Source organism: Bradyrhizobium sp. USDA3516 (genome assembly GCF_057651995.1).
This window is the reverse complement of the sequence record NZ_JBYGYN010000007.1, coordinates 258,552-272,016: the sequence shown is the minus strand read 5'-3', so window position 1 is coordinate 272,016 and position 13,465 is coordinate 258,552. Positions and strand designations below refer to the sequence as shown.

Here is a 13,465-nt window from a genome sequence, read left to right as displayed (position 1 = left end):
TTAACGGGACTTTAGCGTTAATCGGTCAGCATCTCTGATCAGTTGCCGAGTGATCAGAGTATGTCCAAGCGTTCGTTCCTCGCCTTTGCCCCGGCGGGATATCTGTGCTCCGCCGTCCTGATCCTCGCCCTCGGGGGCTGTCAAACCGCCGGCATCGAGGACGTCACCGGGGCGCTCGGCGGCAAGCAGTTCTCCGCCAAGGCAGACACGAAGTCAGACAGCAAGGGCGACGCCACGCCGGAGATGGACGCACTGCGCGAGCGCTACCGCGCCAAGCCTGGCGATCCGACAATCGCTCTCGAATACGGCAAGGCGCTGCGCGGCAGCGGCCAGCGCGCGCAGGCGGTCGCGGTGCTGGAGCAGGCCGTTCTCGCCCGTCCCGGCAACAAGGCGCTGCTTGCCGGCTATGGCCGCGCGCTAGCCGACAACGGCAATTTCCAGCAGGCCTTCGACGTGCTCGGCCGCGCACACAGCCCTGAGGATCCCGATTGGCGCATCCTGTCGGCGCAGGGCGCGGCGCTCGATCAGCTCGGCCGCAACGAGGAAGCGCAGCAATATTACGCCGCGGCGTTGAAGATCGTGCCGAACGAGCCGACCGTGCTGTCCAATCTCGGCCTGTCCTACATGCTGCAAAACAATCTGTCGAAGGCCGAACAGGTGCTCGGCCGCGCCTATCAGCGCAATCAGAACGATGCGCGGGTCCGCGCCAATCTGGCGCTCGTGCTGGGATTGCAGGGTCGCGAGGCCGAGGCCGAAATCCTCGTCAAGGCAGATCTGCCGCCGGACCAGGCCGCGGCCAAGGTCGCGGCGCTGAAGCAGCTGCTGGCGAAGAAGCAGCAGCGGGCGGACAGGTAGCTCACCCTTCCGGTGGAGGCTTACGACGCCTTGCGATGCGGGGCCGAGCTGCGTCCCGACCTGCCCTTCAGCTTCTTCAAGAGCGGCTCGAGCAGCGAGCGCCTCGGCTTCTTCACCTCGCCGCGGCCGGCGAGGCGGTTCGCCATATTCTGGAACAGAACGGTGGTGCGGTGGGTCCTGGAGACCTCCGCGATCATCTGGCCGTTGTTGGCCGCGGTCGAGAACAGTTTCGAATCGAACGGGATCACCGCGATCGGCTGGCTCTCCATGGTCTTGGCGAACGCCTTGACCTCGATCTCCGCGCGCTTGGGCATGCCGACCTGGTTGATGCAGTACAGCGGCGGCCGGTCGTTCGGGCGCGCCGCCTTCAGCACGGTCAGCATGTTCTTGGTGTTGCGCAGATTGGCGAGATCGGGCTCGGCCACGATCACGATGTCGTCGGCGTTCACCAGCGCACGCCGGGTCCAGCCGGACCATTGATGGGGAACGTCGAGCACGATGCAGGGCGTCGTCATGCGCAGCGTGTCGAACACCGCGTCAAAAGCTTCGGCACCGAAATCGTAGACGCGGTCGAGCGTGGCGGGCGCCGCCAGGAGGCTGAGGCGATCGGTGCATTTGGCGAGCAGGCGCTCCATCAGCGCCGTGTCCGGCCGGTCCTGCGACAGCACCGCATTGGCGATGCCCTGCACCGGATCCTGGTTGTAGTCGAGGCCTGCGGTACCGAAGGCGAGGTCGAGATCGATCACGACGGAATCGAGCGAGAGATCGCGGGCGATGGTCCAGGCCAGATTATGCGCGACCGTAGACGCGCCGACGCCGCCCTTGGCGCCGACCACGGCGATGACGCGGCCGGTGATGATGGCCTCGGAGGCCGAGAACAGGCTGCAGATCGAGCGGACAACGTCGAGGGTCTCGACCGGTCCGACCACGTAATCGTTGACGCCGCGGCGCACCAGCTCGCGATAGGGCGCGGTGTCGTTGGGACTGCCGATCACGACCACGCGGGTGCCGGGATCGCAGACGCCGGCGAGGTCGTCCAGTCCCTCGAGGATGTCGCGCGTGCCGTCGGACTCGATGACGATCACGTTCGGCGTCGGCATCGATTCATAGGCTTCGATCGCCGCGGCGAGGCCGCCGTCCTTGGCGGAGAGGTGGGCCTTGGCGAGCCGGCGATCCTGGCCGGCCGCCGTCACCGCCTTGAGCGTCTGCTCGGTCTCGCAGAAGGCTTGCACGGAAATGCGAGGAACCGGCGCGATGTGTTCCTCGGGGTGCCCTGCGTCGTCCGCGCCTTCGTCGTGGATGGCTGTCATCTGCCGGTGTCGCTGAGTTTGGCCTTGTCGGCTTCGGGATAGGTGGTGGTCGTCGTCGTGCCCTTGCGATAGCGCTCGAACGCGATCTCGCGCCGTGCGGTGTAGGCGGGGGTCTCGGCGCGCGGCTGTTCGAGGTCGGCCGGGTTGTCGATCATCGCGGCGAGATTGCGCTGGCTGGCGCAGCCCAGATTGAAATAGGGCCGGTTCTCGTTGTAGCCGGGGTTGACGATGTTGGGTCCGACATCTTCCGGCCACAGCCCGCAGGGGCCGGCGACCGCGGTGATCTTGGAATAGCTCAGGCGGATGGTGGGCAAAAGTCCCGGATCCTCAGGACGATAGGGCCGCTGGACGACGGCGCGCGACGGCACGCCGCCGGAGGTGAGCACCGAGCGGATCTCCTGATAGGTCGCAGCAGCCGCGCGCGAATTGGCGGTGTCGACCGGCACGTCGACGACGACGGAGCCGGTGCCTTCGCGCATCCAGTCCCGCGCGATGCCCGCGACGTCCGCATGCTGCGCAGCCGACAGGCCGCCTCTCGACTTGCCGACGAAGATCACGATCGACTTCTTGCCTTCCTGCACCGCAATCGGATGGCGCTGGCGATAATCGGTCGGCACCGTCTGGGTGACGATCTCGGTGGTGTTGCAGGCGCCGAGCATGACGGAGACACCCGTCAGTGCCAGTGCAAGCCGCAAATTGCGACGTCGATCGGCTGATGTTGTCGTCATCCCCTGATCCTTCCTGCCCCTGCCTTGCCCGGTCCCCAAACCGTTCGCCTCAGTCGATGATGAAGCCGAAATCGCCCGGCGTGCCGGCGACCGGATCGACACGGCTCGCGATGCCGTAGAGGCGGTTGACCCGGCCGAGCAGCGCCCTCTGCGCGTCCGAGGCCGGCGCGAAGCCGTCGTCGGGCCGCGACAATTCCTTCTGGGCGACCGCGCGCACCACATAGGGGGTCACGATCACCATCAGCTCGGTCTCGTTGTTGACGAAGTCCTGGCTGCGGAACAGCGCGCCGATGATCGGTACCTGGTCGACACCAGGCAGTCCGTTGATCGCCTGCTTGGTCTGCTGCTGAATCAGCCCGGCCATCGCCATCGAGCCGCCCGAGGGAATTTCCAGGGTGGTTTCGGCGCGGCGGGTCTGGATCGATGGAATGGTGATCGAGTTGCTGCTGGTCGCGGACACCGACTGCGTCAACGTGATCGAGTTGGTGTTCGACAGCTCCGAGACCTCGGTCATCACGCGCAGGCTGATGCGGCCTTCGCTGAGCACGACCGGGGTGAAGTTCAGGGAGATGCCGAACTTCTTGTAGGTGACCTGGGTGGTGCAGACGTGAGTGACGGGATCGCAGGCATAGCCCCCGGGAATCGGGAATTCGCCGCCAGCGACGAAAGTGGCGGATTCGCCCGAGATCGCGGTCAGGCTCGGCTCAGCGAGCGTGCGCATGACACCGGCGCTCTCCATCGCCCGCATCGTGGCGTTGACGGTGGCGACGCCCTTGGCGAGGCCGGTGACGCCGAGCCCGTTGCTGCCGACGATCGGTCCGCCGGAAACCGAGAACGGGTTCGAATTGTTGAAATTCACCACCGCCGTGCCGGCGTTCAGGCTGGCGCTGAGATCGACGCCGAGCTGCTTGACGATGTCGCGGCGGACTTCGCCGACCACGACCTTGAGCATGACTTGGTCGCGACCGCGCACGACGATGTTGTTGACCACCTTGTCCGCGCCGCCGACCAGCTTTGCGGCGACGTCGCCGGCCTGCTGGGCCTCGACCGGGCTCGACACCGAGCCGGTCAGCATCACGCTGTCGCCGACGCCTTCGATCTGCACGCCCGGCAGCGACTGGCGCAGCGCCGCACGCATGCCGTTGAGGTCGCGCTTCACCGCGATGTCATAGGAGGCGACTTGCTGGCCGTCCGCCGCGAAGAATACCACGTTGGTCTGGCCGACCTGGCCGCCGATGATATAGGCGCGCTGGGCCGAGCGGATCACCGCATTGGCGATCTTGGGATCGGCCACCAGCACGTCCTTGACCTCGCGCGGCAGGTCGATGACGACGGACTTGCCGATACCGAGCGACAGAAAGCGCGACCGCGCCGGTGCGATCGTCCCAACCGACGATAAGCCGAGATCCGACGCCTGCATCGGCGCCTGGTCGCCGACCGGCGACTCCGCGGCACCGACGACGACGGGAGCCGCGAGCAGCCCCAGCATCAAGATCGTCCCCGCCAGGACCGAGCGCGCGCGCTTTCCCCGAATGCGCAAGCCCGTCCGATAACCCCCATAGTTCATGCTGTCCCCATCACTTCTGTGACGTCAGTTGCCGGGCCTGGACCCCGTAACGGATCACGTTCACGCCGCCCGGGCGCTTGATCGCCTGGTCCTCGGGCGTGCCGTCGACTGCGTTGGCGTCGACGATGCTGCGCAGAGCGAGTGTCAGAGTGCCGCCCTGGCGTGCGGCCGAAAGCGTGGCGACCTGGTCGGGCCGGAGCTCGAGCGTGACGGTCTTGCCGACCACCGCGTTCTGGCCCTCCTTTTCCTTCGGGGCCTGGTCGATCGCGAGCACGCGGATGTTGGTGAGAATCACCTCCGACAGGACGAGGTCGTTGCCGCCGGTCGGGCCGTTGGTGTTGCCGGCGTCCGGATTCTTCAGCCGGCGGGTCAGGACGATGTCGACGCGATCGTTCGGCAGGATGAAGCCGCCGGCGCCGGTTTCGGCAGAAATCTCGGTGGAGACCGCGCGCATCCCGGACGGCAGGATCGCGGCCATGAAGCCGGAGCCTTCGGCCTTGACCAGCTTCTGCTCGCGGATCGGTTCGCCCTGCATCAACGGCACGCGCGCGATCGAGCCTGCGATCTGAGTCGGGGCCTCGGGCCTGCTGTCGCGGCGGATGAAGGCGCTGCTGGCGGTCGCCGCGGGCCAGGCCTGCCATTGCAGGTCCTCGGGCTTCACGGCCTGGCCGAGCTGGATGTCGTTCCTGGCGATGAGGATCTCGACCGTCGGCAGCTTCTCGGCGACGGGCAGGACGGGCGCGGGCGGATTCTGATAGCCGCTCGCCAGATACGCAGCGACGCCGCCGGCGCCGAGAGCGATGACGAGAACGACAATGCGTGCGGTATTCATACGCTTCTACTCTTACGCGGGGCACTCGAACCGCACCTGGCGTGTTCCCCCGCATCGATGAGTAGGGAGCAAAAGTATAAGGGGTGTTGCGAGGCCGGGCATGACGACCGGCCGCGCTGCCGGTTCTCGGCAGATGGTGAACGCGGCGTTATTGGGTCGGCGGGCGGCCCCGTAGTTTCACGTAGGCGGGCGCCCACGTTCGCGCGACGCACGCGGCGGCATGGTGAATGGGTGGTTAGGGGTGCGTGATGTCAGGCGCGCGACGGTGTTATCGCCCGCGAAGGCGGGCGATCCAGTATCCCAGAAACGGCAGTGAATGAACCGAGAGGCCGCGGCGTACTGGATGCCCCGCCTTTGCGGGGCACGACAGCGGAGCTGGAGGCAGCTGCCTCCGCATCACGAAGCTACTTCTTCCGCTTCGCTTCGATCGCGTCCCAGATCTTCGCAGCGACATCCGGCCCGCCGAGCCGTGCGATGGCGCGGATGCCGGTGGGTGAGGTCACGTTGATCTCGGTGAGATTGCCGTTGATGACGTCGATGCCGACGAACAACAGGCCGCGCTCGCGCAGCGCAGGTCCAACGGTGGCGCAGATCTCGCGCTCGCGCGGGGTCAGCTCGGTCTCCTGCGCCGCGCCGCCGCGCACCATGTTGGAGCGGAGGTCGTCGGCGGCCGGCACGCGGTTCACCGCGCCGGCGAACTCGCCGTCGACCAGGATGATGCGCTTGTCGCCGTGCTTCACCTCGGGGATGAATTGCTGGATCACCCAGGGCTCCCGGAACGTCACCGAGAACATGTCGAACAGCGAGCCGAAATTCATGTCCTGCGGCATCACGCGGAACACCGCCGCGCCGCCATGGCCGTGCAGCGGCTTCATGACGACTGCGCCATGCCTGTCGCGGAACGCGTTGATCTCGTCGAGGTCGCGCGAGATCAGCGTCGGCGGCATCAGCTGCGGAAAATTCATCACGAACAGCTTTTCCGGCGCGTTGCGCACCGAGGCGGGATCGTTGACGACCAGCGTCTTCGGATGGATGCGCTCCAGGAAATGCGTCGAGGTGATGTAGGCGAGGTCGAACGGCGGATCCTGGCGCAGCAGCACCACGTCGAAGCCGTTCAGCGCCTCGCGCTTGGGCTCGCCGAGGGTGAAATGGTCGCCGGGCTCGTCCCGCACGGTCAGGAGCTGAACCGGCGCGACCAGCTCCTCGCCGACCATCGAGAGCTTGTCGGGCGTGTAATAGGACAGGCCATGGCCGCGCTTCTGCGCCTCCAGGAGCAGCGCGAAGGTGGAATCGCCCTTGATGTTGATGCGGGCGATGGGGTCCATCTGGACGGCGACGTTCAGTTTCATGGGCTGCCTTTCAGGTCGAGGCGTCGAATGCCGCCAACACATGGCGCGGAAGCGAGCGCGGCGCAATCAGCATGGCGTCGAATCGCAATTCGAATTCGGCATGCTCGGGATGCGCTGCGAGCCAGCCTTGCGCAGCGTCGATGATGCGCTGCTGCTGGCGCGGCGTCACGGCGAATGCGGCCTCGTCCAGCGTGGCGCGTGCCTTGACCTCGACGAAGGCGATCAGGTTGCGGCGCCGCGCCACGATATCGATCTCGCCATGCGGCGTGCGGTAACGTTTGGCGAGAATGCGGTAGCCCTTGGCCATGAGATAGGCGGCGGCGCGGCTCTCCGCGGAAATACCGGTCTGGAACGCCGCCACGCGCTCCGGCGATGCGACCTTCGGTTCCGCAGGAAGCTCACTCTTCGCCATCGCCGCCCCGCGAATCCTTTGCGAGCGCGAGCGCGCGGGCATAGACCTCGCGGCGCGGCCGGCCCGACAATGCGACCGCATGCGCCACGGCATCCTTGACGCTGTGCGCGGCAAGCTGCTCGCGGAGCAGACCATCGAGTGCGTCCGACGTCAGAACCTCGGCGTCGGCCGCCGGCGGCGCGATCACCAGCACGAATTCGCCGCGCGTTTCCAGCGTTGCAGCCTCGCGCGCCAGCTCGCTCAGCGTGGCGCGCGAAATCTCCTCGTGCAGCTTGGTCAGCTCGCGGCAGATCGCGGCCTCGCGCGGTCCCATGATCTCGGCGAGATCGGCCAGCGTATCCTGCACGCGGTTGCCGGATTCGAACATCACCAGCGTCGCGTCGATGCGGGCGAGCTCGGCGAGACGGCTGCGCCGCGCGGCTGATTTCGCCGGCAAGAAGCCTTCGAAGAAAAAGCGGTCGGTCGGCAGCGCGGCGACCGACAGCGCGGCCAGCACCGAGGACGGGCCCGGCAGCGCATACACGGCATGGCCGGCAGCGCAGACCTCGCGCACCAGCTTGAAGCCGGGATCGGAGATCAGCGGCGTGCCGGCGTCCGATACCAGCGCGACCGAGCCGCCCTGTCCGAGGGCCTCGAGGATTTTTGGACGCGCGGCCTCCGCATTGTGCTCGTGATATGGCTTGAGCTGCGCCGTGATCGCATAGCGCTCGGTCAGGCGGCGCGTGATGCGGGTGTCCTCGCAGGCGATGACGTCGACCCCGGCGAGCGTCTGCAGCGCTCGCAGGGTGATGTCGCCGAGATTGCCGATCGGGGTCGCGACCAGATGCAGGCCCGGCGCGGCCTTCGGCGCCGCGAGTCGATGGGCATCGATGGAGAAACCGCGCGAGGCGGCGTCTTGAGCTTCAGGCGTATTTATCGGGGCCGGCTTTGCGCGCATAATGGAGCCAACTTAGGCACGATCGCTAAGGCTGGGAACCGGCTCGCCGAAAAAGATCGTGCCCAAAGATCGTATCCAGGTGAGGGGCGAGGAACGGACGGGAATGTGATCGGTCGAGATCGCGTCGGGAGGGCGTGAGGGCCCTCGCGCCATATTCGCGACGGAAACGCCGCCTTGATGAGTGAATGAGTGACGGCGAAGAGCTGCCAGGACGGGATTGCGACCGCGTTAAGCGGTTGTTATCCTTTTGTTTTGGTTAACTATTTGCCGACACACTGCCTGAATCCGCGGCCCTCGTCGCGGACGCAATGTCGTGATCGGCCGGCGAACGGCGGGTCGGAAGAGAAGCTGCCATGGTCGGCCCGCGTCATCCAAAGTCTCACCTTCCGGGGCCCCGATCGCCAGGGGCGACCCGGCGGACGGCGCTCGGCCTGTTGCTCGGCGCGCCCGTGCTGTCGGCCTGCGCCGGCGTGCAGCAAAGCCTCAGCCAGTTCTCCAACCCGTTCTCGAGCTCCGCACCGCCGGCCCAGCCGGCAGGCCCGCAGCAGCAGGCGACGACCGCCGGCACCGGCGGCGTGAAGGTCGGTTTGATCCTGCCACTCTCGGCGGCCGGCAATGCCGGGCTCGCCGCGCAATCGATGCGCAATGCCGCCGAGATGGCGCTGGCCGAGTTCCAGAACCCCAACATCCAGCTCCTGATCAAGGACGACAATGGCAGCCCGCAAGGCGCGCAGGCCGGCGCGCAGCAGGCGGTCGACGAGGGCGCCGAGATCATCCTCGGGCCGCTGTTTGCGCAATCGGTGCCGGCGGTGGCGCAGGTCGCGCGCACGCGCGGCATCCCGGTGATCGCGTTCTCGACCGATTCCAGCATCGCCGGCCGCGGCGTCTATCTGCTCTCGTTCCTGCCGGAGTCCGACGTCAACCGCATCGTCGAATACTCCGCCGGCATCGGAAAGCGCTCCGTCGCCGTGCTGGTGCCCGACAACGCCTACGGCAATGTCGTCGAGGCCGCGGTGAAGGCGGCGGTGCCGCGGCGGGGCGGGCGCATCGTCGCGTTCGAGAAATACGGCGCCGATCGCGCCACGCCGGCGCGCACCGTGGCGCAGCAGCTCGGCAGTGCGGACGCGCTGTTCATTGCCGATGACGGCGATGCCGTCGTCTCGGTGGCGGATGCCTTGACGGCCGCGGGCGCGAACCTGCGCAACATCCAGCTCCTCGGCACCGGCCTGTGGGACAATCCGCGCGTCTATGCCAGCGCCGCGCTGCAGGGCGGCCTCTACGCCGCACCCGACCCGGCCGGCTTCCGCGCCTTCTCCGGCCGCTACCGCACCAAATACGGCGCCGAGCCGATCCGCACCGCAACCCTTTCCTACGACGCGGTCGCGCTCGTCGCCGCGTTGGCGCGCACGCAAGGCGGCCAGCGCTTCTCCTCCGATGTGCTCACCAACCCCTCCGGCTTCGCCGGCATCGACGGCCTGTTCCGCTTCCGCGCGGATGGCACCAATGAACGTGGCCTTGCCGTGATGAAGGTGACGCAAGGCGGCGGCGTTGCGGTGGCGGGCTCGCCGAAGAGCTTTGGGGCGTAGTGGTTTCGTAGCCCGGATGGAGTCCTGTAGGGTAGGCAAAGCGAAGCGTGCCCACGCGTCTGTTGCCATATGAAAAGAGCGTGGGCACGGCGTAAGTGCGCCTTTGCCCACCCTACAACATCTCGCTACGCCGCCAGATCCGCGACCACGGCATCCAGCACCGGAAAGCCGCTGCTGGTCACGCGCAGGCGTCCCGTGCCATCCACACTGATCGCGCCTTCCTCGCGCAGCAGCGCGATGCGCTTGGGGTCGAGCGGGCGGCCGGCGAGGGCCTTGTAGCGCTCGGGATCGATGCCCTCCGCCAAACGCAAACCCATCAGCAGGAATTCGTCGGCGCGCTCCTCGCTGTTGAGGAGCTCGTCGGTGACGATACCGTCGCCGTTGGTCTCGACCCGCATCAGCCAGGCCTCGGGACGCTTCTCGGTGGCGGTGGCGTGCCTGATCCCGTCGATGTCGAGGCGGCCATGTGCGCCGGGCCCGATGCCGGCATATTCCTCGCCGCGCCAGTACACCAGATTGTGCCGGCACTCGGCGCCGCGCCGCGCGTGATTGGAGATCTCGTAAGCCGGCAGCCCGAGCTTGTCGCAGGTCTCCTGCGTGACGTCGTAGAGCGCGCGGGCGACCGCTTCGTCCGGCGTCTTCAGCTTGCCGGCCTGGTGCAGGCCGAAGAAGGGCGTGCCTTCCTCGATCGTCAATTGATAGAGCGACAGATGCTCGGCCGCTTCATCGATGGCGTGCCGCAGCTCGCCCGCCCACATTGCCGGCGTCTGGTCGGGGCGGGCGTAGATCAGGTCGAACGAATAGCGGTCGAACGCGCGGCGGGCGATGGCGACGGCATCAAGCGCTTCGCGCGCGCTGTGCATGCGGCCGAGCGCCTTGAGCGAGACGTCGTCGAGGGCCTGCACGCCGAGCGAGACGCGGTTGACGCCGGCGCTGCGATAGCCGGCAAAGCGCGTGGCTTCGACGCTGGTCGGGTTCGCCTCCAGCGTCACCTCGACATCAGCTGCAACGGTCCAGTGCTTGCCGATCGCGTCTAACACCGCGCCGACGGTTGAGGGCTGCATCAGGGACGGTGTGCCGCCGCCGAGAAAGATCGAGGTGACCTCGCGGCCTGGCGCGCGCTCGGCGGTCGTTGCGATCTCGCGTGCGAAGGCGGCGGCGAAGCGCGCCTCGTCGATCGCGGCGTGGCGGACGTGGCTGTTGAAGTCGCAATAGGGGCACTTCGACAGGCAGAACGGCCAGTGCACGTAGACGCCGAACGCATCCTTGTTAGCGCGGCTCAAGGCAGATCTCCGCCAGTTTCCGAAAGGCGCGGGCGCGGTGCGACAGGCCGAGGCCCAGCGGCGGCAGGCCGTGCTTCTCGATGCTGGTCATCTCGCCGAAGGTGCGGCTGTGGCCGTCCGGCAGGAACATCGGGTCGTAGCCGAAGCCGGCCGTGCCGCGCGGCGGCCAGATCAGCGTGCCGTCGACGCGCGCCTCGACCTCCTCGCGATGATCGTCAGGCCAGGCCACGCAGAGCGCGGAGACGAAGTGTGCCTTGCGTTTCTCGGGCGTGGTGGCGCCGCGCTCCTGCAACAGGCGCTCGATCTGCGCCATCGCCGCGTTGAAATCCTTGGATGGACCAGCCCAGCGCGCGCTGTAGATTCCGGGCGCGCCATCAAGCGCATCGACGACGATGCCGGAATCGTCGGCGAAGGCGGGGAGCCCGGCCGCCTGCGCCGCGGCGATCGCCTTGATCGCGGCGTTGCTGCGGAAATCGTTGCCGGTTTCCTCGGGCTCGGAGAGGCCGAGCTCGCCGGCCGACACCGCCTCGATGCCGTACGGCGCGAGCAGCTCCCGCATCTCGGCGAGTTTGCCGGGATTGTGGGTGGCGATGACGAGCTTGTCGGTGATTCGGCGGTGCATGGTCCTATTGACTACGCCACGGCCAGTTTCTGCAAGTCCACCAGGCGCGCAATGCCTTTTTGCGCAAGGGCGATCAGCTTCAGGAACTCGTCCTGCGTGAACGGCTCGCGTTCCGCGGTGCCCTGCACCTCGATGATGCGGCCATCGCCCGTCATGACGAAATTGGCGTCGGTCTCGGCTTCCGAATCCTCGGCATAATCGAGGTCGAGCACCGGCGTGCCGTTGTAGATGCCACACGAGATCGCGGCGACGTTGTCGCGCATCACGTTGGCCTTCACCATGTTGCGCGCCTTCATCCAGTTGATGCAATCGGCGAGCGCGACCCAGGCGCCGGTGATCGAGGCCGTGCGCGTGCCGCCGTCGGCCTGGAGCACGTCGCAATCGACCGTGATCTGGCGCTCGCCGAGCGCTTCGAGATCGACGATGGTGCGAAGCGAGCGGCCGATCAGGCGCTGGATCTCGACGGTGCGCCCGCTCTGCTTGCCGGCGGAGGCCTCGCGGCGGGTGCGTTCGGAGGTCGCGCGCGGCAGCATGCCGTATTCGGCAGTGACCCAGCCGCGGCCCTGGCCCTTCAGCCACGGCGGCAGGCGATCCTCCAGCGTGGCGGTAACAAGCACATGGGTGTCGCCGAATTTCACCAGGCAGGAGCCTTCCGCATATTTGACCACGCCGCGCTCCAGCGTCACGGGGCGCAATTCGTCGGGCGCACGGCGGCTTGGCCGCATGGGAAATCTCCAAAACTCACGGGAATAGGCTGTTCGCGGTGCTTGTAGGTGGGGCGGGGGTGGGCGGCAAGGGCTTATTCACCCCCAGATATCGAGGCCGCGAACGCGACGCTTGTCAGACGGGGCCCGGATGGACAAATTATAAGCATCCGAGAGGAGTTACCGTCTGTGGCCCATCACGATCCGATCCATCTGATCGCGCCGCGCGCAGGCCTTGCCCAGCTCAACGAGCGTTCCCGCGACATCTTTCGTCAAATTGTCGAAAGCTATCTCGCGACCGGTGAGCCGGTCGGCTCGCGCAACATTTCCCGCCTGATCGCCATGCCGCTGTCGCCGGCCTCGGTCCGCAACGTCATGGCCGATCTGGAACAGCTCGGCCTGATCTATGCCCCGCACACCTCCGCCGGCCGGCTGCCGACGGAACTGGGGCTGCGCTTCTTCGTCGACGCCCTGATGCAGGTCGGAGACCTCAACGAGGCCGAGCGACAGGCGATCCAGAGCCAGCTCTCCTCCGTCGGCGAGGCGCAATCGGTCGAGGCGGCGCTGGACCAGGCCTTGATGCGGCTCTCCGGCCTGACCCGGGCCGCCGCCGTGGTGCTGACGCCGAAATCCAATGCGCGGCTGAAGCACATCGAATTCGTCCGCCTGGAACCGGAGAAAGCGCTGGTGATCCTGGTCGGCGAGGACGGCCAGGTCGAAAACCGCGTGCTGGCGCTGCCGCCGGGAGTTCCCTCTTCGGCGCTGACGGAGGCGGGCAATTTCCTCAATGCGCGGATCCGTGGCCGCACGCTCGCCGAGGCGCGGCTCGAGCTCGAGACCGCACTCGGCGAGGCCCGTGCCGAGCTCGATCAGCTGACACAGAAAGTGATCTCGACCGGCATCGCCAGCTGGTCGGGCGGCGAGAGCGAGGACCGCCAGCTGATCGTCCGCGGCCATGCCAATCTGCTCGAAGATCTGCACGCGCTGGAGGATCTTGAGCGGGTGCGGCTGTTGTTCGACGATCTCGAGACCAAGCGCGGCGTGATCGACCTGCTCGGCCGGGCCGAGACCGCCGAAGGGGTGCGCATCTTCATCGGCAGTGAGAACAAGCTGTTCTCGCTGTCGGGGTCCTCCACCATCATCTCGCCCTATCGGGATGCCGCCGGCCACATCGTCGGCGTCCTCGGCGTGATCGGCCCGACGCGGCTGAATTATGCCCGCGTGATCCCCACCGTGGACTACGCCGCCCGCATCGTCAGCCGCCTGTTGGGGGGCTGACC

At 67.2% G+C, this 13,465-nt stretch carries 13 protein-coding genes; 3 read left to right on the top strand and 10 right to left on the bottom strand.

The genetic code is table 11. The annotated features are described in order from the left end of the window. Positions 1-60 precede the first annotated feature (60 nt). Positions 61-855 (top strand): tetratricopeptide repeat protein, encoded by a 795-nt coding sequence (locus tag AC24YW_RS23030; RefSeq protein WP_487484842.1) that lies wholly within the window; start codon positions 61-63, stop codon positions 853-855. A 20-nt stretch (positions 856-875) separates the two neighbouring features. Here AC24YW_RS23030 and AC24YW_RS23025 read toward each other — a convergent pair whose 3' ends face one another. The 7 genes from AC24YW_RS23025 to rsmI all read right to left on the bottom strand — a co-directional run bounded on the left by AC24YW_RS23025 (position 876) and on the right by rsmI (position 7,990). Next, entirely contained in the window at positions 876-2,165 is a 1,290-nt protein-coding gene (locus AC24YW_RS23025) for a CpaE/TadZ family protein (RefSeq protein ID WP_487484841.1), read from the bottom strand. Continuing rightward, positions 2,162-2,893: a CpaD family pilus assembly protein gene (locus AC24YW_RS23020; RefSeq protein ID WP_487484840.1), complete on the bottom strand. Its 732-nt coding sequence runs from the start codon at positions 2,891-2,893 to the stop codon at positions 2,162-2,164. Before AC24YW_RS23020 ends, AC24YW_RS23025 begins: the two co-directional genes overlap by 4 nt. Before the next feature lie 49 nt (positions 2,894-2,942). After that, positions 2,943-4,460 (bottom strand): type II and III secretion system protein family protein, encoded by a 1,518-nt coding sequence (locus AC24YW_RS23015; RefSeq protein WP_487484839.1) that lies wholly within the window; start codon positions 4,458-4,460, stop codon positions 2,943-2,945. A 10-nt stretch (positions 4,461-4,470) separates the two neighbouring features. Next, positions 4,471-5,292: a Flp pilus assembly protein CpaB gene (cpaB, locus tag AC24YW_RS23010; protein ID WP_487484838.1), complete on the bottom strand. Its 822-nt coding sequence runs from the start codon at positions 5,290-5,292 to the stop codon at positions 4,471-4,473. A gap of 404 nt (positions 5,293-5,696) precedes the next feature. Continuing rightward, positions 5,697-6,641, bottom strand: a complete 945-nt coding sequence (gshB, locus tag AC24YW_RS23005) for a glutathione synthase (protein ID WP_439365091.1) — start codon at positions 6,639-6,641, stop codon at positions 5,697-5,699. Between the two features lie 10 nt (positions 6,642-6,651). Then, positions 6,652-7,053, bottom strand: a complete 402-nt coding sequence (locus AC24YW_RS23000) for a YraN family protein (RefSeq protein WP_487484837.1) — start codon at positions 7,051-7,053, stop codon at positions 6,652-6,654. Next, on the bottom strand, positions 7,040-7,990 hold the full coding sequence (gene rsmI, locus AC24YW_RS22995; protein WP_487484836.1) for a 16S rRNA (cytidine(1402)-2'-O)-methyltransferase: 951 nt from the start codon (positions 7,988-7,990) through the stop codon (positions 7,040-7,042). The genes AC24YW_RS23000 and rsmI overlap by 14 nt, the downstream gene beginning before the upstream one ends. Positions 7,991-8,343: 353 nt before the next feature. Here rsmI and AC24YW_RS22990 point away from each other — a divergent pair, with 353 nt between their 5' ends. Continuing rightward, a complete protein-coding gene (locus tag AC24YW_RS22990; protein WP_487484835.1) occupies positions 8,344-9,576 on the top strand; it encodes a penicillin-binding protein activator in 1,233 nt (410 codons plus the stop codon). Between the two features lie 125 nt (positions 9,577-9,701). Here the strand turns inward: AC24YW_RS22990 and hemW are convergent, their stop codons facing one another. Genes hemW through rph form a run of 3 tightly spaced genes read right to left on the bottom strand, consistent with a single transcriptional unit; the run spans position 9,702 to position 12,206 of the window. Next, a complete protein-coding gene (hemW, locus tag AC24YW_RS22985; protein ID WP_487484834.1) occupies positions 9,702-10,859 on the bottom strand; it encodes a radical SAM family heme chaperone HemW in 1,158 nt (385 codons plus the stop codon). Beyond that, entirely contained in the window at positions 10,846-11,481 is a 636-nt protein-coding gene (rdgB, locus tag AC24YW_RS22980; RefSeq protein WP_487484833.1) for an RdgB/HAM1 family non-canonical purine NTP pyrophosphatase, read from the bottom strand. Before rdgB ends, hemW begins: the two co-directional genes overlap by 14 nt. Before the next feature lie 11 nt (positions 11,482-11,492). Then, complete coding sequence (gene rph / locus AC24YW_RS22975) at positions 11,493-12,206, bottom strand: ribonuclease PH (RefSeq protein WP_220003677.1); 714 nt, start codon at positions 12,204-12,206, stop codon at positions 11,493-11,495. A 168-nt stretch (positions 12,207-12,374) separates the two neighbouring features. Here rph and hrcA point away from each other — a divergent pair, with 168 nt between their 5' ends. Further along, complete coding sequence (hrcA, locus tag AC24YW_RS22970; RefSeq protein ID WP_487484832.1) at positions 12,375-13,463, top strand: heat-inducible transcriptional repressor HrcA; 1,089 nt, start codon at positions 12,375-12,377, stop codon at positions 13,461-13,463. Positions 13,464-13,465 lie beyond the last annotated feature (2 nt).

What these genes read in the sequence shown, in the direction of transcription:
- AC24YW_RS23030 (WP_487484842.1), top strand. Translation starts at nt 61, where the DNA reads ATGTCCAAGCGTTCGTTCCTCGCCTTTGCCCCGGCGGGATATCTGTGC.
- AC24YW_RS23025 (WP_487484841.1), bottom strand. Translation starts at nt 2,165, where the DNA reads ATGACAGCCATCCACGACGAAGGCGCGGACGACGCAGGGCACCCCGAG.
- AC24YW_RS23020 (WP_487484840.1), bottom strand. Translation starts at nt 2,893, where the DNA reads ATGACGACAACATCAGCCGATCGACGTCGCAATTTGCGGCTTGCACTG.
- AC24YW_RS23015 (WP_487484839.1), bottom strand. Translation starts at nt 4,460, where the DNA reads ATGAACTATGGGGGTTATCGGACGGGCTTGCGCATTCGGGGAAAGCGC.
- cpaB (WP_487484838.1), bottom strand. Translation starts at nt 5,292, where the DNA reads ATGAATACCGCACGCATTGTCGTTCTCGTCATCGCTCTCGGCGCCGGC.
- gshB (WP_439365091.1), bottom strand. Translation starts at nt 6,641, where the DNA reads ATGAAACTGAACGTCGCCGTCCAGATGGACCCCATCGCCCGCATCAAC.
- AC24YW_RS23000 (WP_487484837.1), bottom strand. Translation starts at nt 7,053, where the DNA reads ATGGCGAAGAGTGAGCTTCCTGCGGAACCGAAGGTCGCATCGCCGGAG.
- rsmI (WP_487484836.1), bottom strand. Translation starts at nt 7,990, where the DNA reads ATGCGCGCAAAGCCGGCCCCGATAAATACGCCTGAAGCTCAAGACGCC.
- AC24YW_RS22990 (WP_487484835.1), top strand. Translation starts at nt 8,344, where the DNA reads ATGGTCGGCCCGCGTCATCCAAAGTCTCACCTTCCGGGGCCCCGATCG.
- rdgB (WP_487484833.1), bottom strand. Translation starts at nt 11,481, where the DNA reads ATGCACCGCCGAATCACCGACAAGCTCGTCATCGCCACCCACAATCCC.
- rph (WP_220003677.1), bottom strand. Translation starts at nt 12,206, where the DNA reads ATGCGGCCAAGCCGCCGTGCGCCCGACGAATTGCGCCCCGTGACGCTG.